This window comes from Aeromonas sp. R9-2 (assembly GCF_040908025.1).
GTDB classification, from domain to species: Bacteria; Pseudomonadota; Gammaproteobacteria; order Enterobacterales; family Aeromonadaceae; genus Aeromonas; species Aeromonas veronii.
Genome location: NZ_JBFOCX010000026.1, coordinates 41718 through 62953 on the forward strand (window position 1 = coordinate 41718; position 21236 = coordinate 62953).

Below are 21236 nucleotides of genomic sequence, written 5' to 3' on the forward strand. Positions count from 1 at the left end.
TAGTGGTGATTGAGCCGAAGGCTCTCAGGGAACCACTACCCGGCTCTCGCCGCCGCCGAGGGCTTCGACCCTGATCTGCACGCCGATCCGCTCCACCAGGGTCTGGACGTGGGAGATGACCCCGATCTGGCGACCGGCGGCCTGCAGGGAGTCGAGGCTGGCGAGCGCCAGATCCAGACTGTCCGGATCCAGGGTGCCGAACCCTTCGTCAATAAACAGCGACTCGACCTGGGTCTGGCGTGACGAGAGGCTGGAGAGGGCCAGCGCCAGCGCCAGCGACACCAGAAAACTCTCGCCACCGGAGAGGGAGTCCACCGAGCGCACCTCGTCCCCCATGTCGAGATCCACCACTTGCAGCGCCAGATCGGTGCCGGGTACTCGCTCCAGCCGGTAGCGCGGTGATAGCTCGGCGAGCTGGGCGTTGGCCTCCAGCAGCAGGCGTTCGAGGGTGAGGCTCTGGGCGAAGGTGCGGAACTTGGCGCCGTTGGCCTGCCCGATCAGATCGCACAGCTGCTGCCAGTGGTCGGCCACCGCCTGCTGGGCGGCCAGCTCCTGTTGCAGGCTACCCGCCTTGAGAGCGGCGGCTTCGGCCTGTGCCAGCTTGCTCTTGCACTCGAACAGCTGCTCTTCAAGGGCGCGACAACGGGCATCGAGTGCCGCCAGTTGATCGCTCAGCTCTGCATCCGGCAGGGCGGCCAGCTCGGGGTGGTGCTCGCGATAGCGATCCCGCTTGCTCTCCTCCAGTGCCAGCGCCCGTTGCCGCTCGGCAAGGCGGGTGCGCGCCTCGCCAAGGGCATCTTCCAACCCTTGCAGGGCAGAGCGGCGCGCCTTGAGTTCATCGGGGCTGATGGCGAGCAGACGGCGCAGGTCGTATTCGGCGATGCCGAGGGTGCTGGCGTGGGCTGCCCAGCGCCCCAGCACCTCCCGCTTGCGGCGACTGCTGGTCTGCTTTTCCTGCTCCACATGAGTGAGGCGGGTCTTGAGTTCGGTCTGTCGCTCCCGCAGAACGCGGGCGCCGCTTTGCATCAACTCCAGTTCGCTGGCGAGTTGTTGCAGACGCTGTTGCCAGCGGCTCTCGACCAGCGGGATCTCCTCGCCACCGAGACAACCGCTGCGGCTGGTGAGCAGCCCCTGCCGCTGCTGCTCGTGCTCCTTGTAGTCCCGCTCGAGTTTGTGCAGTAGCTCGCGCTGGGTCTGCAGGCGCGCCTCCTGCGCACTTAGTGCTGGGGTGAGGCTGGCGATCTCGCTGGCCAGCCGCTCCCACTCGCTCTGGCCGTGCAGCCAGGCTTCGCAGGCACGCTGCCACTCGTGCCACTGCTGGCTGCCGAGCCATTGGCGCCACGGTTGGCCACCCATCTGCTCATCGAGGCGGTGGGCGCCTTGTTCCAGACGCTGGCGCAGGGTCGCCTCCTGCTCGCCCATCCCCTTCACTTCCCCTTCCAGCGCGATGCGCTGGCGATCGGCCTCCTGCCACTGCTGGTCAAACTGCTGGTGCTGGGCAGCCAACTGGCTCAGTTGCTGACGCACTCCCTGCAGCTGTTGCTGACCAAGCTGGGCCTGACGCAGCTGCTGTTGGCTCTGGGCCAACCCCTGCTCTAGCGCCTGGCCACGGCCAAGCAGGGTGCTCATCAGCTCGTTCCACTCAATGGGGCTTTGGCGCAGCGGCAGCGGATGGCCGAGCAGGGTATCGCCCCCCAGCTGTTGCCAGCGCTGGGTCAGCTGCTCGGCGCGGTTTTCCAGCTCTGGCAGGTGCTGCTGGCGTACCGCCAGCTGGCGGGCCAGCTCCTGACGCTCGCTCTCGCACTGGATGTATTGATGATTGAGGCGATCCCATTCGAGTTCGAGGCTTCTGACCCGCTCCGCCAGCTGACCCAGGATCCCCGCCACCTGTGGCTGGCTCTGGCTGTAGGGGTGCTCCCCGGAACCGCACAGCGGGCAAGGTTCGCCATCGCTCAGGATATGGCGATACTGCTCGAAGCTGGCGATGGCACGGGACTGCTCCAGCGCGTGGCGCGCCTCATCCCGCTGCAGGGCGAGCCGCTCGCGGGCGGGGGCCAGCTCTTCGCTTAGGGTGGCGAGCTTGCCGAGCGCCTGCTCCAGCTGGGCAATCTCCTGCTGCAGGCGGCCATGCTGTTCGCCGTGGTTGCGGCCATAGTCGGCCAGCTCCAGCAACTGGCGCAGCTGACCCAGCTGTTCGGTTTGCTGCTGCCACTGCTCCTGCGCCTTGGCGAGGCGGCTCTCCCACTGCTGCTCCTGCAGCTCGTTCTGTTGCTGTTGCAGCCGAGCTTGTTCATGTTGCCAGTAGTCGCGCTCCTGCTGGCCTTGCTCCAGCTGGCGCTGCAACTGTTGCAGGGCGCGCAGCTTGTGATCCCGCAGGGTGAGCAGCTGTTGTAACTTGTCGGCATCCTCGGCCCAATCTTGCATGGCGGTGAGCAGGGGCTGCCACTGGCGGGCAACCGGTGCCAGCTCCTTGTGTTCTTCGAGCCAGAGCCCCCACTGCTGGTGCTGCTGCTTGAGCAGTTCCACCTGTCGGCTCTGTTCGCGCCACCCCTGCTCGAGGGTGAGCTGCACTTCCCGCTCCTGAGTCCCCTCCTGCTGGATCTTCTGCAACTGCTGCTGCTTTTCCCGAATGCGGGTGTCCAGCTCTTGTGCCCGCTTGAGTTCGGGTTGCAGGGCGCCCCATTCCCGCTCGGCGGCGATCTTCTCCGCCAGCAACTGCTGTTCGGTCAGCGCGCTCTGCTGGGTCTGCTCCTCGAGTTTGGCCAGCTCTGGTACCAGCTCGGCGATCAGCTTCTCCTGCTGCTGTACCTCAAGGGTGAGGCGGGCCAGCTCGTCGTGATCGGCGCGGGCTACTTGGGCCTGTTCGGCACGCGCAAACTCCTCGCGCTCGGGGGCGGCGGCGCCGTGGGCCTGCAGGGCGGCATCGAGCACCGCCTGTCCCTCGGCGCAGCCCTGCAACTGGGCAGCAATGCGGCTGTTGAGGTCGCGCAAGTCCTGCATCAGCTGCTGCTGTTGCTGTTCATGTTTGAGGGTGGTGGAGAGGCTTACCTGCTGACTTACCCAATGCTCGCGGGTGGCCTCGTCCATCAGCGCCACGTCGCCGAGGCGCTGGGCGATGATGGCCAGCTTCTGCTGCTCTTCCCGCGCCCGTTCATAGGTCTGAATGGAGATGGCGGAGTAGAGCTCGGTGCCGGTCATCCGTTCGAGCAGGGCGGAGCGCTCGTTGGCATCCGATTTGAGAAAGGCGGCAAATTCCCCCTGTGGCAGGATCACCGCGCGGCGGAACTGCTCCCAGGAGAGACCCACCAGCTCGTCGATGCGATCCTGCAGCTCCCGCTTGCTGCCGGAGAAGACCTGCCCTGACTCCACATCGGTCAGGGTTCTCTCCTGCGCCTGAAAGCGCCCCTCCGAGCGGTTGCGTGCCCGGCGCACCGCCCAGCGGGCCAGCCAGATGCGGCCATCGCAGCCACGAAACTGCACCTCGGCAAAGCCGCTGGCGTGGCCGCGACTGAGGATGCCACGCACGTCGTTGGCCTTGAGCTTCTCTTCGTCATCCATGCGGCCCACTTCGGCCACGTTCTTGCGATTGGCGATAAAGCGCGGCATCTCGTCGTATAAGGCCAGACAAATGGCGTCGAGCAATGTGCTCTTGCCCGCGCCGGTATTGCCGGTGATGGCAAACAGACCGGCGGCGCCGAGCGCCCCCCTGGTAAAGTCGATGGTGAAGGGGCCGGTCAGACTGGCCAGATTCTCACCTGACAGAGACAAGATTTTCATTGGTTTGACTCCTTCACCTGCTCCAGGATCTCTTCAAACGAGGCAACTAGCCCAGCCTCGGGCTCCCCTTCAAACTGGCGCTGATAGCAGAGGCGAAACACCTCGGTGGGTGAGAGCTCATCGAGCCTGCGCCGCTCGCGACCATCGGCCAGCCCTTCCCCCGAGCCTTGATATTGGGTGCTGATGCGGGCCAGACGCACCGGTTTGTCTGCGATGGCCGCCAGAATGCGCTCGCGGATGCGGGCCTCGGGCTTGGGCAGCAGCAGCCGCACTTCGAGGAAGGGTTGTGCCTCTTGTGGACAATCAGGCAGTTCGAGCGATGCGATGGCGTTCAGCGCGTCGTCGAGGGTGCTCTGGGGCAGGCGGATCATCTCCACCGCGCGGGGCACCGGGATCCGCTCCAATCCGGTCAGTTTGCCTTCTGCAAAGGTCACCTCCAGCACCTGATGGTTGTAGTTGGCTTCGGCAAGCGAGAGCGGCAGCGGTGAGCCGCTGTAGTGCACCCCCTCGGCCGGGCTCTGGGCCAGATGGAGGTGACCGAGCGCCGTGTAGTTGGCTGCGGCAAAGAGATCGGCAGGCAGGGCGTGCTGGTTGCCACCGAGCACCCGCCGCTCTGAAAGCTCGGAGAGCTGGCCCGCCGCCAGATAGGCGTGGCCCATGGCGATGAGCGGCAGATCCTCGCCGCAGCGGGCGCGCCCTTCGGCCAACACCTCGGCATAGACCTGTCGTACCCCTTCGATCAGCCTGTCCTGCCCCTCAGCCAGCTGTTCCACCCGCAGATCGCTGCTGCGCAGGAACGGCACGGCAGCGCACCAGGCGGCAATCTTGCCCTCCTTGTCTTGCAGCGGTACCAGCAGACGGTCGGTGTCGAGCTTGCCCCCATTGTCGCGGCTGATGCTGCCCACCAGATGCAGGTCAAAGGCGCGCAGCAGCTCGTGGGGGGCATCCAGCTTGGAGGGGGAGTCGTGATTGCCGCCAATCAGCACCATGTTGAGGCAGGGCATCTCGGCGCGCAGCCGCGCCAGAAAACGGTAGAGTTGCTGCCAGGCGCTGGCGGGGGGATTGGCGGTATCAAACAGATCGCCCGCTACCAGCAGGGCGTCGATCTCGCGCGCCTTGAGGGTGTCGCTCAGCCAGTCGAGAAAGGCATCGTGTTCAAAACGGCGGTCATGACCATGAAGTTGATGGCCAAGGTGCCAGTCGGCGGTATGGAGGATTTTCATTGGAAAGCAGCCCGGTTGCAGGGACGGTGCCTGTGGCACCCGATGAGGACAAGATGAGGATGCCCCGTGCTTTTTTCAAGTAAAACAGGGGGCTGGCATCGATTCAGGCGGGTTCGCAGCACATCCGGTATTGGGGGTGGCCGGTAAGGGGATCGGACTCCTCGGCCTCAATGACGAAGCCGTGGCGGCGGTAGAAGCGCACCGCCTGATCATTCTCGACAAAGACCCGGGCGTGGAGCGACGCCCCCTGACGCTTGGCCTCCTTCAGCAGGGCGTGGCCAACGCCGCGGCCCTGACGGTCGGGGCGCACGAAGAGTGCGGCGAGATAGTTGTCCACCAGTGCCATGAAACCGAGCAGATCGCCACGCTCCTCGAACACCCAGATGGCGGCGCGATCGAGATAGCGGGTACGCAGATCCTCTTGGGCCTGCCACCAGCAGGAGGCATCGACGAAATCGTGGGCCTGCAGGGAGGCCAGCAACCAGATTTCGACGATCTCTTCCATGTCTTCCGGGCGACTGGGCCGCAACATACCTTCATCCTTATTAACAATTTACTTTCGCAGTCTAGGAGAACTTGATGAACAAACTGGTGACATAAATGAGACCCTGTGAGGTCGATCGCCCTTTATTTAGCGAGAATGATTGGCTGATCACAAAGCGCCTCTCTAGTACAATGCACGCCGGACAATCTAGAGACCGAGGACGCCATGTGGTTTAAAAACCTGCAGATTTATCGCTTTACCCGCCCCTTTGACCTGACCGTGGATCAGCTGGAAACCCAGCTGGAAGCCTGTGCCTTCACCCCTTGCGGCAGTCAGGACATCTCCCGTTTCGGGTGGGTCAAGCCCCTTGGCAAATTCGGCTCAACCCTGACCCACTCTGCCTCCGGCCACATCCTCATCTGCGCCCGCAAAGAGGAGAAGATGCTGCCCGGTACCGTGGTCAAGGAGATGCTGGCCGAGAAGGTAGAGGCGATCGAGTTCGAACAGGGACGCGCCCTCAAGAAGAAAGAGAAGGAGGCGCTGAAAGAGGAGATCCTCCACACCCTGCTGCCCCGTGCCTTCAGTCGTACCAGCCAGACCTTCGCCTGGATCAATCCGGCCGACAATTTGATGGTGGTGGACGCAGGTTCTGCCAAGAAGGCAGACGATCTGCTGGCGCTGCTGCGCAAATCCATCGGCTCCCTGCCGGTGGTGCCGGTGGCTCTCAAGAACCCGCCGGAGATCACCATGACCGAGTGGTTGAACGAGGGCAATCTGCCAGCCTCCTTCACTCTGGAAGATGAAGCCGAGCTGCGCAGTGCCATGGAGCACGGCGGCATCATCCGCTGCAAGCAGCAGGATCTGATGACGGATGAAATCAAGAACCACCTGGCCAATGACAAGCTGGTGACCAAGCTGGCCCTCAACTGGGGCGAGACTGTCAGCTTCGTGCTGGGGGATGATCTCTCCATCAAGCGTCTGAAATTCAGCGAAGAGCTGCGCGAGCAGAACGATGACGTCACCAGCGAAGATCCGGCTGCCCGTCTGGATGCCGATTTCGCGCTGGTCACCGCCGAGCTGTCCCAGTTTATCCCGGCGCTGTTTGCCGCCCTGGGTGGCGAAGAGCAGTCCATCTAACCGGACATGCGCCTGTTTGGCCTCTGCCATCCCATCGTAAAAGCCGCCTTCGGGCGGTTTTTTTATACCTATTGCGGATAGCCATTATTGATAGATGAGTAAGATATTGATCTTGCTCAATAACTTGAGCTGTCAGCGCCAATCGTGACATAGTCCCTCTTCATGGTCATAAAACAGACAAGGAGAGTGTCATGTTGCGCAAACCTCTGGGGCTGGCAGGGCCATGACTTCATGGTGGCGGCCGCCAACCCGCTGGCGGTGGATGCGGGCTACCAGATCATCAAGGCCGGTGGCAGTGCCGTCGATGCCGCCATTGCGGTGCAGTTGGTGTTGACGCTGGTGGAGCCGCAATCCTCCGGGATCGGTGGCGGGACGCTGCTGCTGGTGTGGGATGGCCGCAAGGTGAGTGCGGTGGATGGCCGCGAGACGGCGCCGGCTGCCGCCACCGACCAGCTGTTTATGCAAGATGGCAAGCCGCTGGCGTTTTATGACGGGGTGGTTGGGGGCCGCTCGGTCGGCGTTCCCGGTACCCTGCGCGCGCTGGCACTGGCCCATCAGCGTTATGGCAAGCTGCCCTGGGCTGTGCTGTTCCAGCCCGCCATCACGCTGGCAGAACAAGGATTCGTGATAAGTCCACGGCTGGCCACATTGCTGGCCAAGGATCCCTATCTGGCACGGGATCCGCAGGCGCGAGCCTACTTCTATCAGGCGGATGGCAGTCCTAAAATGGCAGGCACCCGGCTGACCAACCCGGCGCTGGCCAAGGTGCTGCGCACTCTGGCCACAGAGGGGGCGGATGCCATGGTGGCCAAAGTACGCCAACATCCCACCAACCCCGGGGTACTGGCGGCCACCGATCTGGCCAGCTATCAGGCCAAACTGCGTGATGGCCTCTGCTTTGACTATCGCCAGAGCAAGATCTGCGGCTTTCCCACTCCCTCGTCCGGTACCCTGGCGCTCGGCCAGATCTTCGGCATGCTGGAGAGCCGCGATATGGCAGCCCTCAAGCCGATCACCACGAAAGAGGGGGGACTGGCTGCTTCCAGCGAGGCTATCCACCTCTACAGCGAAGCGGCGCGTCTGGCCTTCGCCGATCGCAACCAGTACGTCGCCGACAGCGATTTTGTCAGCGTGCCGGTGAAGGGGCTGCTGGACAAGGGCTATCTGGCCGAGCGAGGCAAGCTTGTCGGTCAGCTCTCCATGGGGATTGCCAAGCCTGGCACGCCGCCACTGGCGCTGGCGCGGGGCAAGGATGCGACTCCGGAACTCCCCTCCACCAGCCATGTCTCGATCGTCGACAAGGCGGGGATGGCCATCTCCATGACCAGCTCCATCGAGGATGGTTTCGGATCGCGTCAGATGGTCAACGGCTACCTGCTCAACAACCAGCTCACCGATTTCTCCTTCACCTCGGTGGATGCTGCCGGTCTGCCGGTGGCAAACCGGGTGGAGCCGGGCAAGCGGCCCCGCTCCTCCATGTCACCCCTGCTGGTGTTTGACAAGCCAAGCGGCGAGCTGACCATGACGCTGGGCTCGCCGGGGGGCTCCGCCATCATCAACTACGTGGGCAAGACCCTGCTCGGCACCCAGGATTGGGGCCTGAACCTGCAACAGGCCATCAACCTGCCCAACTTTGGCAGCCGCAACGGCCCCACCGAGCTGGAAGCGGGACGCACCCCCATGTCGGTGGTCGAGGGATTGAAGGCGAGGGGACACGAGGTGGTATTGAACGAGCAGACCTCCGGCCTGCAGGGGGTTGAGCGCAACACTGGCGGCTGGTTTGGTGCAGCGGATCCGCGCCGGGAAGGGATCGCCAAGGGGGAGTGAGGTTCCCATAGCAACAAGGCCAGCATGATGCTGGCCTTGTTGTTGATGGAGCGTGACGGAGCACTTACTGGATACCCAACAGCTCCACGTCAAAGATCGGCACGGGCGCGCAGTGGGATATTGCCACTGGAGCATCCTGCGCAGTTACTGGATACCCAGCAGCTCTACGTCAAAAATCAGCACGGATCCCGGCGGGATTTTGCCAGCGGCGCGGTCGCCGTAGGCGAGGTTGGCAGGGATGTAGAAACGGGTCTTCTCACCTTCCACCATCAGCTGCACCCCTTCGGTCCAGCCAGCGATCACCTGATTGAGGCCAAACTCGATGGGCTCGCCACGGGCGACCGAGCTGTCAAAGACGGTGCCATCCAGCAGCTTGCCCTCGTAGTGCACCTTCACCTTGCTGGTGGCGGTGGGGTGAACGGTGCCGGTGCCCGGGGCCAGCACTTCGTACTGCAGGCCGGAGGCGGTGGTGGTCACCAGCGGTTTCTCCTTGTTGCTGGCGAGGAACTCGGCGCCAATCCGCACGTTGTCGGCCGCCAGCTTCTTGTTGTTGCTGCTGGAGTAGAAGTAGTAGGCCACACCGGCGATGAGCAGCGCGATCAGTATGAATTTCATCGGTTTTTCCTGTTCCATGAAATGTAAAAAGTGCAATGAGGACGCCATCTTATCGCGCACCGCCCCTGATGGCGAGCCACAGGGCGGGAGGATGTGAGCGGTCAGGCAAAGCCCGGCGAGCTGGACGCAAAAAGGGGCGAGTCGGTGACTCGCCCCTCGTCATGGCTGCGGCGCTTACTTGGCGGCCACCATCATCAGGGCGGGCAGGGCGAAGAAGAGACCTGTCACATAACCCAGAGCCAGCAGCTTGTTCTCGCTGCCGACCCGGGCCAGCCCCTCGGCGGCGCGCACCGGCAGGTCGCGCAGGAAGGGGATGCCATAGATGATGACCACGGCAAAGAGGTTGAACAGCACGTGGACCAGCGCGATGGTCAGGGCCAGCTGGGCACCGGCTCCGCTGATGGCGGTGGCAGCCAGCAGGGCGGTAATGGTGGTACCGATATTGGCCCCCAGAGTGAAGGGGTAGAGCTGACGGGTGCTGAACACGCCGCCGCCGGCCAGCGGGATCATCAGGCTGGTGGTGGTGGAGGAGGACTGCACCATGATGGTCACCAGCGCACCGGAGGTAATGCCGGTCAACGGGCCACGGCCCAACGCCTTGTGCAGCACCTCTTTGGCACGGCCAACCAGTACCTGTTGCAGCACTTTGCCGAGATAAGTGACGCAGGCGAGGATCAGCAGGATACCGATGACGATAGTGGCGATGGCGGCACCCTTGCCCGGCAGGAAGGCAACGGCGCTGTCAATCAGCTGCTGGGCCGGTGCGGTCAGCGGCTTCATGAAATCCATGCCCTTCATCGACATGTTGGCGGAGCCTACCAGCAGGTTGGCCAGCCATTCGGCGCTGTGTTGCAGCAGGCCGAACATCAGCTCCAGCGGCAGGAAGATGAACACCGCCAGCAGGTTGAAGAAGTCGTGCACGGTAGCGGCAGCGAAGGCGCGGCGGAACTCGGCGCGATCCCGCACATGGCCCATGGAGACGATGGTGTTGGTGATGGTGGTTCCGAGGTTGGCACCCATCACCATGGGGATGGCCATGCTGATGGGCAGGCCGCCAGCCACCAGACCGACGATCACCGAGGTGACGGTGCTGGAGGATTGCACCAGCGCGGTAGCGAGAATACCCAGCAGCAGGGCGACAAAGGGGTTGTTGGCAAAGGCGAAGATCTGGGCTGCGCCCTCGGCGCCGCCGGAGAAATCTTTGAAGCCGTGGGAGATGGCGCCCACGGCAACCAGGATCAGGTAGACCAGTACGATGACACTCATCCAGTTGAACAGGGCGCGGGTCGCGGGCGGCTGTGACAAGGAGTGATGGTGTTGCATAAAGCCTCTTGAGACGGTCGTTCCGTCTTGGGTTGTTGATGACCCGCGCATTTAATCAATGGTTAATGACAGAAATATGACAACGTGACATTTCGATGATGTTTTTATGACGACGAACTGCGGCGACAAGCGCTGACCGAGCCGGTTGGCTCTGGGGTGGCAAAAGGGGGGACGAAAGCACTGCCGCCTTGTCAACCGGAATGTGATCGTTACACTGCGCCCCTTTATTGGCAAGCAGGAATAAACAAGATGATGCGTGCATGGATCCTCTCTCTGTCGCTGGGGCTGCTCTCGGCAGGGGCACAGGCCAGCCTGTTGAAAACCGACTGCAACCTCGACAAGGCCCTCAAAAACGAAGCGGTGAATGCGACTCTGGGAGTCAAGGGCAACTGTGATACCAGCAAGCTGGTGAAGCAGGAGAAAGAGAAGGTGAAAGCTGAGGTGCAAAAAGGCCGCAACGACCTGCTGGGCGAGAAGCGTGCCGACCTCAAGGAGAGCGGCAACGGTATGCAGCAGAAGATGGACAAGGCAAACCAGCAGCTGCACAAGGCGGAGCAGGATGCCAAGACCATCGCTCGCGATCCGCTCAAGGCTGCGGCGACCGCCGTACTGGATAAGCAGTAAGCAGACCGGGCCCAAGCCCGTGTGACCGGCAACAGACCGGCAGCAAAAAGGGGAGCCATGGCTCCCCTTCTGTCTATCCGTTATCCGCAAAGGATCAGGCGTCAGCCGCTTCCTCGTATTGACGGAACGGGATGCGGAACACCGCCAGACGCAGGAACAGATAGGTTGCGCCGAGGCCAGCCCAGATCAGGCCCAGCTCCAGCGAGCTCTGCTCCAGGTTGATCCACAGAGCACCGATGGTGGCGGCGCCGAGCAGCGGCATCAACAGGTAGATGACGTGATCCTTGAGGGTCTTGTTGCGCTTCTCGCGCACCCAGAACTGACCGATCACCGACAGGTTGACGAAGCTGAACGCCACCAGTGCGCCGAAGTTGACCAGCGCCAGTGCGGTATCCAGATCAAACGACACGGCGGAGAGGGCCAGACCGCCCACCATCAGCACGTTGATGGCCGGAGTGCGGTATTTCGGGTGGATGTAGCCAAACACCCGCTCCGGGATCATGCGATCACGCCCCATCACGTAGAGGATGCGCGACACACCGGCGTGAGCCGCCATGCCGGAGGCCAGTACCGCGACCGTGGTGCAGACCAGAACCACGGACTGGAAGAAGGTGCCGCCAACGTAGAGGGCGATCTCCGGCAGTACCGCATCCGGATGCTGGAAGCGGGCGAGGCTCGGGAAGTAGAGCTGCAGGCAGTAGGAGACCACCACGAAGATGATGCCGCCGATAAGGGCCGTCAGCACGATCGCCTTGGGGATCACCTTGCCGGCGTTCGGAGTCTCTTCGGAGAGGGAACTCAGACCGTCAAAGCCCAGGAACGAGAAGCAGAGGATGGTCGCACCGGTAAAGAGCGGTACCAGCTGTGCTGACTCGAAGTAGAACGGACGGCTGCTCATCAGGGTGCCAGCCCCTTCGCCGTGGTAGATGCCCCACGCCATCAGGCCGATAAAGAGGGTGATGATGGCCAGCTGGATCACCACGATCAGACCGTTGAAGTTGGCTACCAGATTGATGCCGCGCAGGTTCAGGAAGGTCATCACGGTCACCAGACCGAAGATGAACACCCAGGGCTCGACACCCGGGAACATGGCGGTCAGGTAGATCTTGGCCAGCAGAATGTTGATCATCGGCATGAACATGTAATCGAGCAGGGATGACCAGCCGACCATGAAACCGACGTAGGGGTTGAACACCTTCTGGGCATAGGTATAGGCAGAGCCCGCAGAGGGGAACTTGCGTACCAGATGTCCGTAGCTGAAAGCGGTGAGCAGGATGCCACCCAGAGCCAGCAGATAGGCGGTGGCGACCCGGCCATCGGTGATGTCACCGACGATAGCGAAGGTGTCGAAGACAGCCATGGGGGTCAGATAGGCCAGACCCATCACAATCACTTGTGTCAGGGTAAGGGTCTTGAGCAGCTTGGCGTTTTGCGATGCCATTACGCTTTCTCCTCAATCAGTGCCGCAGCACGTGCTTGCAACGAGCGCAGGGATACGATGGATTCGCAAGCCTGTACATCAAGGGCGCCGGGGAGGCGCATACCGGGCTGTACCGGCAGGAAAGCATTAAAACGCCCCATTGTTATCCTCTCAACGTCGGGAGATTGTTTGGCAATCTCGAATATCACTTCCGGAAACGTTCCGGCCTCTTGTGGTGGGTTTGTACTGCACTTCAAAAATACAAAAACCGATGTCGCAGTGAACATCGGTCCTTTATTGGCGGCGTATTGTGCATTCGGTCAGCCCCCTTGACAAGCAAAAAAGGGCTGGTTAACGCATTTTTTTGCATACGCACGGGGCAGGTAAGTGGTCACTCGCCCCCTGCAGCCGTCCCCGAGGCGCTCCCCCTTTTTCGGGGGGGAATAGAACCCTGTCATGGCGTATGAAAAATCGGCAAATCGGGGCTGCAGGGTGCATAGCGCCTCAACATTGATCCTGATCATATTTGGCGGCGTTCCCCCGGGCTCGAGTCCTGCGAGCTTATCGGCTGGCGGGGGATGGGAGGGGGTGAAGTGGAAAAAGATCTATTGCATATTCATTCACATTAATGACTAAGGATAGGGGGCGACGCGGCTCGGGTCATGGCACGGCGAGCGGCCCGGCTGGGTAGTTATTTGAAATCAGTCACACTTCCTGCAGAAACCGCATTTCTGGCAACCCGTGCTGCTGGCCACCAGAGCACCGCAAAAACAACAAGGAGCCCGCAGGCTCCTTGTTCTCTATCTGTGGGAGGGGGCCAGCGGTTACTGGGCGATCTCCACCTTGTCGGCGGTATGCAGCGGGATGCGGAACACGGTGAGGCGCAGGAACAGGTAGATGGCCCCCAGCGCCGCCCAGATCAGACCCAGCTCGAAGGAGGAGGGCTCGAGGTTGAGCCACAGTACCCCGATGCAGGCGGCGCCACAGAGCGGCAGCAGCAGGTACATCAGGTGATCCTTGAGACACTTGTTGCGGCCCAGCTTCACATAGAAGTGGGCAATCACCGCCAGATTGACGAAGGTGAAGGCCACCAGGGCGCCAAAGTTGATCAGCGCCAGCGCCATCTCCAGATCCAGCGACACCGCAGAGAGGGCCAGCAGGCCGACCAGCAGCACGTTGAACGCCGGGGTCTGCCACTTCGGATGGATGTAGCCGAAGAAGCGGGCGGGCAGGGCGCGATCACGACCCATCACGTAGAGCAGGCGCGATACACCGGCGTGGGAGGCGAGCCCCGAGGCCAGCACCGCTACTGTGGTGCAGACCAGCACCACCGCCTGGAACAGCTTGCCGCCGACATAGAGGGCGATCTCCGGCAGTACCGCATCCGGATGCTGGAAGCGGGAGATGTCCGGGAAGTAGAGCTGCAGGAAGTAGGAGGTGGTGACGAACAGCACACCGCCGATCAGCGCCGTCAGCACGATGGCGCGGGGGATCACCCGATCCGCGTCCGGGGTCTCTTCCGACAGGGTACTGATGGCGTCAAAACCGAGGAACGACAGACAGAGGATTGAGGCCCCCATCAACAGCGGCGATACCTGGATCTGTTCGGAGAAGAAGGGACGGCTGCTGGCCACGGTCCCCAGCCCTTCACCATTGTGAACGCCCCAGGCGATCAGGCCGATGAAGATGGCGATGATGCTGAACTGCATCACCACGATCAGGCTGTTGAAGTTGGCCACCAGCTTGATGCCGCGCAGGTTGAGGGCGGTCATCACCGCCGCCAGACCGAAGATATAGGTCCAGGGCTCTACATTCGGGAAGAGGGCTTCCAGATAGATCTTGGCCAGCAGCATGTTGATCATCGGCATGAACATGTAGTCGAGCAGGGAGGTCCAGCCCACCATAAAGCCGACATAGGGGTGAAACACCTTCTGGGCATAGGTATAGGCGGAGCCGGCTGACGGGAACTTGCGCACCAGATGGCCGTAGCTCAGGGCAGTGAACAGCATGCCGATGAGAGCAAACAGGTAGGCGGTCGGGACATGGCCTTCGGTGATCTCGGTGACGATGCCGAAGGTGTCGAACACCGCCATGGGGGTGAGGTACGCCAGTCCCATAACCACGACCTGCCACAGCTTGAGGGTCTTTTTCAGACCAACCTGCTGGGCCGCCATTATGCATGTTCCTCATGCAGTGCCAGAGTGGCACGGTCCATCAACGAAACCGGGAGAGAGGCCCGGGAATCAAGGGCGCCAGGGCGGCGCACACCGGCCATGGCCGGTTGGAAAGCATTGAGATGCCCCATGTTGTTCCTCACTAGACTTGGTGTCGGGAGACTGCTGCCAATCTCGCTATCTTTTCCGGGGGTGATCCGGCCTCGTTTATGGGTGTGTTCACTGTCTAAAAAAGAACCGATGCCATTGTTTTACATCGGTTCTTTCAGTGGCGGCGCATTGTGCATTTGCAGGGCCCCCTTGACAAGAAAAAAAGGGGGCAAAATTGCATTTATTTGCACAGGTAAGTGGTCACTTTCCTGCTGGTCAGGCCAGCACGGCCTCCAGTGATTTTTCAAGGAGTTGCAGCCCCTCGTCAATCACTGCCGCAGGGGCTGTCAGGGGGGCGAGAAAACGGATGACATTTGCACGCACCCCGCATGAGAGCAGGACCAGACCGCGTTTGCCCGCCTCGGCCACCAGACGTTTGGTGAGGTCGGGATCGGGCTGGCTGGCATCACGCCGTTTCACCAGCTCCATGGCTACCATGGCACCGGGGCCGCGAATTTGACCTATGCAGTCAAAACGCTCGGCTATGCGTTCCAGCCCCGCCTTGATCTGCTCCCCCTGATCCAGCGCTTTCTGGTTGAGTTTCTCCTCGTCGATCACCTGCAAGACCGCCAGCGCGGCGGCGCAGGCGATGGGGGAACCGGCATAGGTACCACCCAGGCCCCCCGGCTTGGCCGAGTTCATGATCTCCGCCTTGCCCACCACCGCCGAGAGAGGGAAGCCCCCCGCCAGACTCTTGGCCAACGTCATGATGTCCGGCTCGATGCCGGCATACTCGGTGGCGAAGGTCTTGCCGGTGCGGCAAAAACCGCTCTGGATCTCGTCACAAATCAGCAGAATGCCGTGCTGATCGCAGACGCTGCGCAGCTTTTGCATAAAGCTCGGGGAGGCGGGATAGAAGCCACCTTCCCCTTGCACCGGTTCGATGATGATGGCAGCGACGCGATTCGGCTCGATATCGGCACTGAAGCAGAGCTCGAGGGCGTGCAGGGCATCCTCTTCACTCACCCCGAGATAATCGGCGGGGAAGGGGATGTGGTAGACCTCCCCCGGGAAGGGGCCAAAGCCGGTCTTGTAGGGCACCACCTTGCCGGTGAGCGCCATCCCCATCATGGTGCGACCGTGAAAGCCCCCCTTGAAGGCGATGGTGCCGCTGCGACCGGTGTGGGCGCGGGCAATCTTGATGGCGTTCTCGACCGCCTCGGCGCCGGTGGAGAGAAATAGGGTGCGCTTCGGCGTCGGGCCGGGCACCAGGGCGTTGAGCTTCTCGGCAAGCTCGATATAGCCCGGGTAGGGGGTGACCTGAAAGCAGGTGTGGCTGAATTTTTCCAGTTGTTCACGCACCGCCGCTACCACTTTGGGGTGGTTGTGACCGGTGTTGAGCACGGCGATGCCGGAGGCAAAGTCGATGTAGCGGTTGCCCTCCACATCCCACAGCTCGGCATTTTGCGCACGGTCGATAAAGACCGGCAGCAGGGTGCCAACGCCATTGACCACTGATGCTTCGCGGCGCGCTTGCCACGCCTTGTTTGATTCTGACTGACTCATCTTTCCTCCCTGAGGGGCCGCAGCCCCCGATATTCCCTGAAAATGTGGCAGGCGTTTTGGCGCCCATCACCGCCGATCAGCCCATCGGGCCAGTTCGGCGGCGCCTTGTCTCTCTGTTGCAGCCCTAGCGAATGGCGCCAAAGCAGAGGTATTTGGTCTCCAGATACTCCTCCAGCCCCTCGGCTGCTCCCTCCCGACCCAGACCCGACTCCTTGATGCCGCCAAAGGGGGCCAGCTCGGTCGAGATGATCCCCTCGTTGATGCCGACCATGCCGTACTCCAGCTGCTCGGCCACCCGCCACACCCGGGCGATGTCACGGCCATAGAAGTAGGCGGCCAGGCCATAAGGGGTGTCGTTGGCAATGGCGATGGCCTCGGCTTCTGTCTCGAAGCACACCAGCGGGGCGACCGGGCCGAAGATCTCCTCCTGCAGGATGGGGTTGGTTTTATCCACCTTGCCCAAAATGGTGGGTTGGTAGAAGAGGGGGCCGGCGGGGTGAGCTTCGCCCCCCAGCAGCACTTCGGCACCGGCGGAGACCGATTGCTGCACCAGCTCGGCCACCTTGCTGGCGGCGGCGGGGTTGATGAGCGGGCCGATCTGGGTGCCCTCCGCCATGCCATCTCCCACCTTGAAGGCCTTGACGGCTGCGGTCAGCTTCTCGGCGAAGGCGTCATAGACGCTGGCCTGTACCAGAATGCGGTTGGCGCAGACACAGGTTTGCCCGGCGTTGCGGTATTTGGAGGCGAGCGCCCCAGCCACGGCGGCGTCGAGGTCGGCGTCGTCAAAGACGATAAAAGGGGCGTTGCCACCCAGCTCCAGTGACAGCTTTTTCATGGTGTCGGCGCATTGGCGCATCAGCAGCTTGCCGATACGGGTGGAGCCGGTGAAGGAGAGCTTGCGCACCACCGGATTGCTGCACAGCTCGTTGCCCACCGTGCTCGCCTGATGGCTGGTGACGATATTGATGACCCCGGCGGGGATGCCCGCCTGCTCGGCCAACACCGCCAGCGCCAGCGCGCAGAGCGGCGTTTCTGCGGCCGGCTTGATGACGATAGTGCAACCCGCTGCCAGCGCCGGGCCCGCCTTGCGGGTGATCATGGCAATGGGGAAGTTCCACGGGGTGATGGCGGCGACCACGCCCACCGGCTGCTTGATGGTGGCCAACCGGCGATCGCCGCTAAAGCCCGGGATGGTGCGGCCATAGGCGCGCTTGCCCTCCTCGGCGAACCACTGGATAAAGCTGGCGCCGTAAGCCACCTCGCCCTTTGCTTCTGCCAGCGGCTTACCCTGCTCGCAGGTCATGATGCGGGCCAGCTCGTCGCTGTGGGCAGTGATGGCGGCAAACCAGGCGTAGAGCTTGTTGCTGCGCTCCTTGGCGGTCAGCGCAGCCCAGGTGGGTTGCGCCGCGTGGGCGGCCGCGATGGCGCGGCGGGCATCCTCGGCATCCATGTCGGGTACCTGGGTAATGACGGCACCGCTGGCGGGGTTGGTGACCTCGAAGGTGCGGCCGCTGGCGGCCTCGCACCACTGTCCATCTATATAGGCGCGGGATGTGATCAAGCTGGAGTGGGATGTTGTTCCTGACATGAGAAGCCTCGAGTGTGGGTCAGAGCAGCTGGTTGCCGGAGTGAGCCGACCCTTCCTGCGCCGCTGCCGTATAAAATAATAAGCACAGGAAGACCATAATTTGAGCTGAAATGTTTTTCAAGTGTTAAATATATTTGAATTGCTGGGGGGCGCCATGCTAGAAAATGGGCTGTGTAGCGCGCTTTCTCCAGTTCGCTTGCTGGCTGTAAGTGGGCAAACGACCGGGGGATGGTAAATCAGGTGTGCAAAATAATGAACGGCTGTGCTGTGTAACATAGTGAACGGCAAGGGAAAGCTGGTTGGCTATTTTAACCAGCAGGGTAAACAGGCTGCGCTTGATCCGATGCGATCACGCGCAAGCAGGAGAGGCTGATGATGCAAGGATGCAGATATGGCGCAGCAGGGGGCTTGTCATGAGCGGGCCACAGAGCCGGGAGGGCGTGGCTCGACCGTTGGGTGCTGCTGACGCCGGGGCGCGCACCATGGGGGAGCGGTTGGCGGCGGTGCGCCATCAGCTGGGGCTCTCCCAGCGGCGGGCGGCCGAGCTGAGCGGCCTGACTCATGGCGCCATCTGCATGATCGAGCAGGACAAGGTGAGCCCCTCGGTCGCCTCCCTGCAAAAGCTGCTCACCATCTATGGCCTGCCGCTGTCGCGCTTCTTCGCCGAGGAGGAGAGCCGCACTCCGGAAGTGGTGATCAAGGCTGATCAGCTGATCGAGCTGGGCAGTCAGGGGGTCTCCCTCAAGCTGGTGCACAACGGCAACAACCGCCGCCAGCTCGGCTTTATGCTGGAGACCTATCCCCCTGGCACCGACACCGGAGGTCAGGTAACCCATCAGGGGGAGGAGGTCGGCACAGTGCTGGAGGGGTCGGTGATCCTGACGGTGGCGGGCCAGAGTTATCCGCTGGAGGCGGGCGACAGCTATGTGATCGACACCGGCGAGCCCCACAGCTTCAGCAATCCGTCGGGGGAGACCTGTCGCATCGTCAGCGCCCACACCCCGGCGAGCTTTTAATCCTGACAGTAGTTTGGCAACCGAACCGGTAAGGAAACAGGGATCATGACCGAACATGTAAACAGTTACTATGCAGCCAGCGCCAATAAACACACGCCCTATCCGACACTGACCGAGCAGCTGGAGTGCGATGTCTGCGTCATCGGGGCGGGTTATACCGGCCTCTCCAGCGCGCTGCATCTGGTAGAGAAGGGCTACAAGGTGGTGGTGCTGGAGGCCGCACGAGTCGGCTTTGGCGCCAGCGGCCGCAACGGTGGCCAGATCGTCAACTCCTACAGCCGCGACATCGACACCATAGAAGCGAACTGCCCGCCGGATCAGGCCAGGCTGCTCGGTTCCATGCTGTTTGAGGGGGGCCAGATCATCCGCGAGCGGATCAAGCGCTACAACATCCAGTGCGATCTGCAGGAGGGGGGCGTCTTTGCCGCCGAGACCGAGAAGCAGCTGCACGAGCTCAAATCCCAATACGCCCGTTGGCAGAAGTGGGGCAACGACCAGCTGGAGCTGCTCGATGCCAAGGGGGTGCGCGAGGTGGTCGCGAGCGATCGCTACATCGGCGCCCTGCTCGACAAGAGCGGCGGCCATATCCACCCCCTCAATCTGGCCCTCGGCGAGGCTGAAGCCATCCGCATCCAGGGTGGGCTGATCTTCGAACAATCCGCCGTCACCAGTATCACCCCGGGGCAGCCAGCCTTGGTCAAGACCGCCAAGGGGTCGGTGAAGGCGCGCTTTGTGGTGGTGGCGGGCAATGCCTACCTCGGTAATCTGGTGCCGGAACTGGCCAGCAAGAGCATGCCCTGTGGCACCCAGGTAATCGCCACCGAAGTGCTGGGGGAGGAGCGAGCCCGCTCACTGCTGCCGCAAAACTATTGTCTGGAGGATTGCAACTATCTGCTCGACTACTACCGTACCTCCGGCGATCACCGGCTGCTCTATGGCGGCGGCGTTGTCTATGGGGCGCGGGATCCGGCGGATATCGAGCGGCTGATCATCCCCAAGATGCTCAAGACCTTCCCGCAGTTGGCCGACGTCAAGGTGGAGTACACCTGGACCGGCAACTTCCTGCTTACCCTGTCACGGCTGCCGCAGTTTGGTCGCATTGGCCCCAACATCTACTACATGCAGGGCTACAGCGGCCACGGCGTCACCTGTACCCATCTGGCAGGCAAGCTGCTCTCCGAGGTGCTGAGCGGTCAGGCGGAGCGCTTCGATGCCTTTGCCAAACTGCCGCACTACCCCTTCCCGGGTGGCCGCCTGTTCCGTATCCCCTTCACCGCCGCGGGCGCCGCCTGGTACACCCTGCGCGACCGGCTGGGGGTATAAGAGCCGCTCTGCGAGAAATGTGGGCTGGTGGGTGCCGCTTAGATAACGCTGACGCCAGCAGCAATGCCGGAAACAACAAGGCCACCGCGAGGGTGGCCTTATTGTTATCAAGCAGCAGCGCGCTGATTAGCTGTAGAAGGCTTCAACGGTGCCCTTGAGCTTGATCAGGATGGGCTGACCACGGCGATCCAGCGCTTTGGGGGAGGGGATCTTTACCCAACCTTCGCTGATGCAGTACTCCTCGACATCGGTGCGCTCTTTACCGTTCAGGCGAATACCGATCGGGTGCTCGAAGCAGGCGGCCACATAGTGAGGGCTGCGGGGATTGCAGGATAGGTGATCCGGCAGAGCCGGTTTGGTGTTGGTATCGCTCATCGATATAACCCGAAATGAATAAAAAGTGGGTCATTGTAGAGAATGCCGCCATGGCATTCAAGGCGGCCACAAAACAGGCAAAGTGTGCTCGCCATCGCTATGGGCGACCCGCTTATCCTTGTTGCCAATGCATCACCAGCTCGGGGTGGCCGCTATGCTCGCACAACTGCTGCTCACCCTCTTTGAAACCGTTGCGGGAATAGAAGCGCCGCGCCTGCTCATTTTCGGCGTAGACCGTCAACTCGAGTCGATCATATTGGGCTTTGAGGTGTTCGAGCAGTTGGCGACCCAACCCGTGTGATTGGTGATCTGGGGAGATAAACAGGGCGGCGACAGACCCCTGATACCAGGAGATAAAGCCCAGTAGCTGTCCATCCTCCTCATAACCCCAGCTCTTGCTGGCGGGCAGATAAATGTCCCGCATCGCTGCCCGTTGCTCATGCCAAAAGGCGGTGGGAATAAAGTCGTGGGCTTGCACCGATGCCTGATACCAGAGCTCGACGGCGGCATCCAGATCGGTGGCGGATAATGGACGGATCATCGTGGCCTCAATTACAAAGTGTGGAAATAACGCAATGACGTAGGCTCGATAAGCGCAGTGTAATCGGGCATTCGTGGTCGCGAGGAGGGGGAGAGTTCTGCACCACTCCCGGTTCGCCACCTTGGCCAAAATG

At 62.0% G+C, this 21236-nt stretch carries 16 protein-coding genes and 1 pseudogene; 5 read left to right on the forward strand and 12 right to left on the reverse strand.

Annotated features, from left to right (window positions below; genetic code table 11):
• Positions 1–24: 24 nt before the first annotated feature.
• The 3 genes from AB5Y71_RS14365 to AB5Y71_RS14375 form a co-directional block, all read right to left on the reverse strand.
• Positions 25–3777 (reverse strand): AAA family ATPase, encoded by a 3753-nt coding sequence (locus AB5Y71_RS14365; protein ID WP_368171860.1) that lies wholly within the window; start codon positions 3775–3777, stop codon positions 25–27.
• On the reverse strand, positions 3774–5000 hold the full coding sequence (locus AB5Y71_RS14370) for an exonuclease SbcCD subunit D C-terminal domain-containing protein (RefSeq protein WP_064338450.1): 1227 nt from the start codon (positions 4998–5000) through the stop codon (positions 3774–3776). Before AB5Y71_RS14370 ends, AB5Y71_RS14365 begins: the two co-directional genes overlap by 4 nt.
• 103 nt (positions 5001–5103) lie before the next feature.
• A complete protein-coding gene (locus AB5Y71_RS14375) occupies positions 5104–5532 on the reverse strand; it encodes a GNAT family N-acetyltransferase (protein ID WP_368171861.1) in 429 nt (142 codons plus the stop codon).
• 177 nt (positions 5533–5709) lie between these two features.
• On the opposite strand from AB5Y71_RS14375, the gene rdgC reads away from it, so the two are divergent.
• Both rdgC and AB5Y71_RS14385 read left to right on the forward strand, forming a co-directional pair.
• Positions 5710–6621, forward strand: a complete 912-nt coding sequence (gene rdgC, locus AB5Y71_RS14380) for a recombination-associated protein RdgC (protein WP_005347467.1) — start codon at positions 5710–5712, stop codon at positions 6619–6621.
• Between the two features lie 210 nt (positions 6622–6831).
• Positions 6832–8448, forward strand: a pseudogene (locus tag AB5Y71_RS14385) (gamma-glutamyltransferase family protein); the annotation flags it as partial.
• Between the two features lie 144 nt (positions 8449–8592).
• Here the strand turns inward: AB5Y71_RS14385 and AB5Y71_RS14390 are convergent.
• Together AB5Y71_RS14390 and AB5Y71_RS14395 are read right to left on the reverse strand one after the other, a co-directional pair.
• Entirely contained in the window at positions 8593–9063 is a 471-nt protein-coding gene (locus tag AB5Y71_RS14390) for an FKBP-type peptidyl-prolyl cis-trans isomerase (RefSeq protein ID WP_139746427.1), read from the reverse strand.
• Between the two features lie 174 nt (positions 9064–9237).
• Positions 9238–10386, reverse strand: a complete 1149-nt coding sequence (locus tag AB5Y71_RS14395) for a sodium:phosphate symporter (RefSeq protein ID WP_005359054.1) — start codon at positions 10384–10386, stop codon at positions 9238–9240.
• Between the two features lie 249 nt (positions 10387–10635).
• On the opposite strand from AB5Y71_RS14395, the gene AB5Y71_RS14400 reads away from it, so the two are divergent.
• On the forward strand, positions 10636–11010 hold the full coding sequence (locus tag AB5Y71_RS14400) for a hypothetical protein (protein ID WP_005359057.1): 375 nt from the start codon (positions 10636–10638) through the stop codon (positions 11008–11010).
• Between the two features lie 94 nt (positions 11011–11104).
• Here AB5Y71_RS14400 and AB5Y71_RS14405 read toward each other — a convergent pair whose 3' ends face one another.
• From AB5Y71_RS14405 to AB5Y71_RS14425, 5 genes are all read right to left on the reverse strand, one after another.
• Positions 11105–12451, reverse strand: a complete 1347-nt coding sequence (locus AB5Y71_RS14405; RefSeq protein ID WP_368171862.1) for an APC family permease — start codon at positions 12449–12451, stop codon at positions 11105–11107.
• Positions 12451–12717, reverse strand: coding sequence for a hypothetical protein (locus tag AB5Y71_RS14410; RefSeq protein ID WP_021230505.1), 267 nt, complete (start codon positions 12715–12717; stop codon positions 12451–12453). Before AB5Y71_RS14410 ends, AB5Y71_RS14405 begins: the two co-directional genes overlap by 1 nt.
• Positions 12718–13254: 537 nt before the next feature.
• A complete protein-coding gene (locus AB5Y71_RS14415) occupies positions 13255–14604 on the reverse strand; it encodes an APC family permease (protein ID WP_005359067.1) in 1350 nt (449 codons plus the stop codon).
• A gap of 366 nt (positions 14605–14970) precedes the next feature.
• On the reverse strand, positions 14971–16260 hold the full coding sequence (gene gabT, locus AB5Y71_RS14420) for a 4-aminobutyrate--2-oxoglutarate transaminase (RefSeq protein ID WP_199416669.1): 1290 nt from the start codon (positions 16258–16260) through the stop codon (positions 14971–14973).
• Between the two features lie 124 nt (positions 16261–16384).
• Complete coding sequence (locus tag AB5Y71_RS14425; RefSeq protein WP_368171863.1) at positions 16385–17848, reverse strand: NAD-dependent succinate-semialdehyde dehydrogenase; 1464 nt, start codon at positions 17846–17848, stop codon at positions 16385–16387.
• A gap of 413 nt (positions 17849–18261) precedes the next feature.
• On the opposite strand from AB5Y71_RS14425, the gene puuR reads away from it, so the two are divergent.
• Together puuR and AB5Y71_RS14435 are read left to right on the forward strand one after the other, a co-directional pair.
• Positions 18262–18864 (forward strand): HTH-type transcriptional regulator PuuR, encoded by a 603-nt coding sequence (gene puuR / locus AB5Y71_RS14430; protein WP_021230501.1) that lies wholly within the window; start codon positions 18262–18264, stop codon positions 18862–18864.
• Positions 18865–18909: 45 nt separating this feature from the next.
• A complete protein-coding gene (locus tag AB5Y71_RS14435) occupies positions 18910–20187 on the forward strand; it encodes an NAD(P)/FAD-dependent oxidoreductase (protein WP_368171864.1) in 1278 nt (425 codons plus the stop codon).
• Positions 20188–20313: 126 nt separating this feature from the next.
• Here the strand turns inward: AB5Y71_RS14435 and AB5Y71_RS14440 are convergent, their stop codons facing one another.
• Both AB5Y71_RS14440 and AB5Y71_RS14445 read right to left on the reverse strand, forming a co-directional pair.
• Positions 20314–20562, reverse strand: a complete 249-nt coding sequence (locus AB5Y71_RS14440) for a DUF3297 family protein (protein ID WP_204419334.1) — start codon at positions 20560–20562, stop codon at positions 20314–20316.
• 112 nt (positions 20563–20674) lie between these two features.
• A complete protein-coding gene (locus AB5Y71_RS14445) occupies positions 20675–21103 on the reverse strand; it encodes an N-acetyltransferase (protein ID WP_368171865.1) in 429 nt (142 codons plus the stop codon).
• Positions 21104–21236: the final 133 nt, after the last annotated feature.

Excerpts from the sequence above, each read along its gene's own strand:
- AB5Y71_RS14405 (WP_368171862.1), bottom strand. The coding sequence starts at position 12,451 with ATGGCATCGCAAAACGCCAAGCTGCTCAAGACCCTTACCCTGACACAA.
- AB5Y71_RS14435 (WP_368171864.1), top strand. The coding sequence starts at position 18,910 with ATGACCGAACATGTAAACAGTTACTATGCAGCCAGCGCCAATAAACAC.
- AB5Y71_RS14440 (WP_204419334.1), bottom strand. The coding sequence starts at position 20,562 with ATGAGCGATACCAACACCAAACCGGCTCTGCCGGATCACCTATCCTGC.
- AB5Y71_RS14415 (WP_005359067.1), bottom strand. The coding sequence starts at position 14,604 with ATGGCGGCCCAGCAGGTTGGTCTGAAAAAGACCCTCAAGCTGTGGCAG.
- AB5Y71_RS14410 (WP_021230505.1), bottom strand. The coding sequence starts at position 12,717 with ATGTTCACTGCGACATCGGTTTTTGTATTTTTGAAGTGCAGTACAAAC.
- rdgC (WP_005347467.1), top strand. The coding sequence starts at position 5,710 with ATGTGGTTTAAAAACCTGCAGATTTATCGCTTTACCCGCCCCTTTGAC.
- AB5Y71_RS14400 (WP_005359057.1), top strand. The coding sequence starts at position 10,636 with ATGATGCGTGCATGGATCCTCTCTCTGTCGCTGGGGCTGCTCTCGGCA.
- AB5Y71_RS14425 (WP_368171863.1), bottom strand. The coding sequence starts at position 17,848 with ATGTCAGGAACAACATCCCACTCCAGCTTGATCACATCCCGCGCCTAT.
- puuR (WP_021230501.1), top strand. The coding sequence starts at position 18,262 with ATGAGCGGGCCACAGAGCCGGGAGGGCGTGGCTCGACCGTTGGGTGCT.
- AB5Y71_RS14370 (WP_064338450.1), bottom strand. The coding sequence starts at position 5,000 with ATGAAAATCCTCCATACCGCCGACTGGCACCTTGGCCATCAACTTCAT.
- AB5Y71_RS14375 (WP_368171861.1), bottom strand. The coding sequence starts at position 5,532 with ATGTTGCGGCCCAGTCGCCCGGAAGACATGGAAGAGATCGTCGAAATC.
- gabT (WP_199416669.1), bottom strand. The coding sequence starts at position 16,260 with ATGAGTCAGTCAGAATCAAACAAGGCGTGGCAAGCGCGCCGCGAAGCA.
- AB5Y71_RS14365 (WP_368171860.1), bottom strand. The coding sequence starts at position 3,777 with ATGAAAATCTTGTCTCTGTCAGGTGAGAATCTGGCCAGTCTGACCGGC.
- AB5Y71_RS14395 (WP_005359054.1), bottom strand. The coding sequence starts at position 10,386 with ATGCAACACCATCACTCCTTGTCACAGCCGCCCGCGACCCGCGCCCTG.
- AB5Y71_RS14390 (WP_139746427.1), bottom strand. The coding sequence starts at position 9,063 with ATGAAATTCATACTGATCGCGCTGCTCATCGCCGGTGTGGCCTACTAC.
- AB5Y71_RS14445 (WP_368171865.1), bottom strand. The coding sequence starts at position 21,103 with ATGATCCGTCCATTATCCGCCACCGATCTGGATGCCGCCGTCGAGCTC.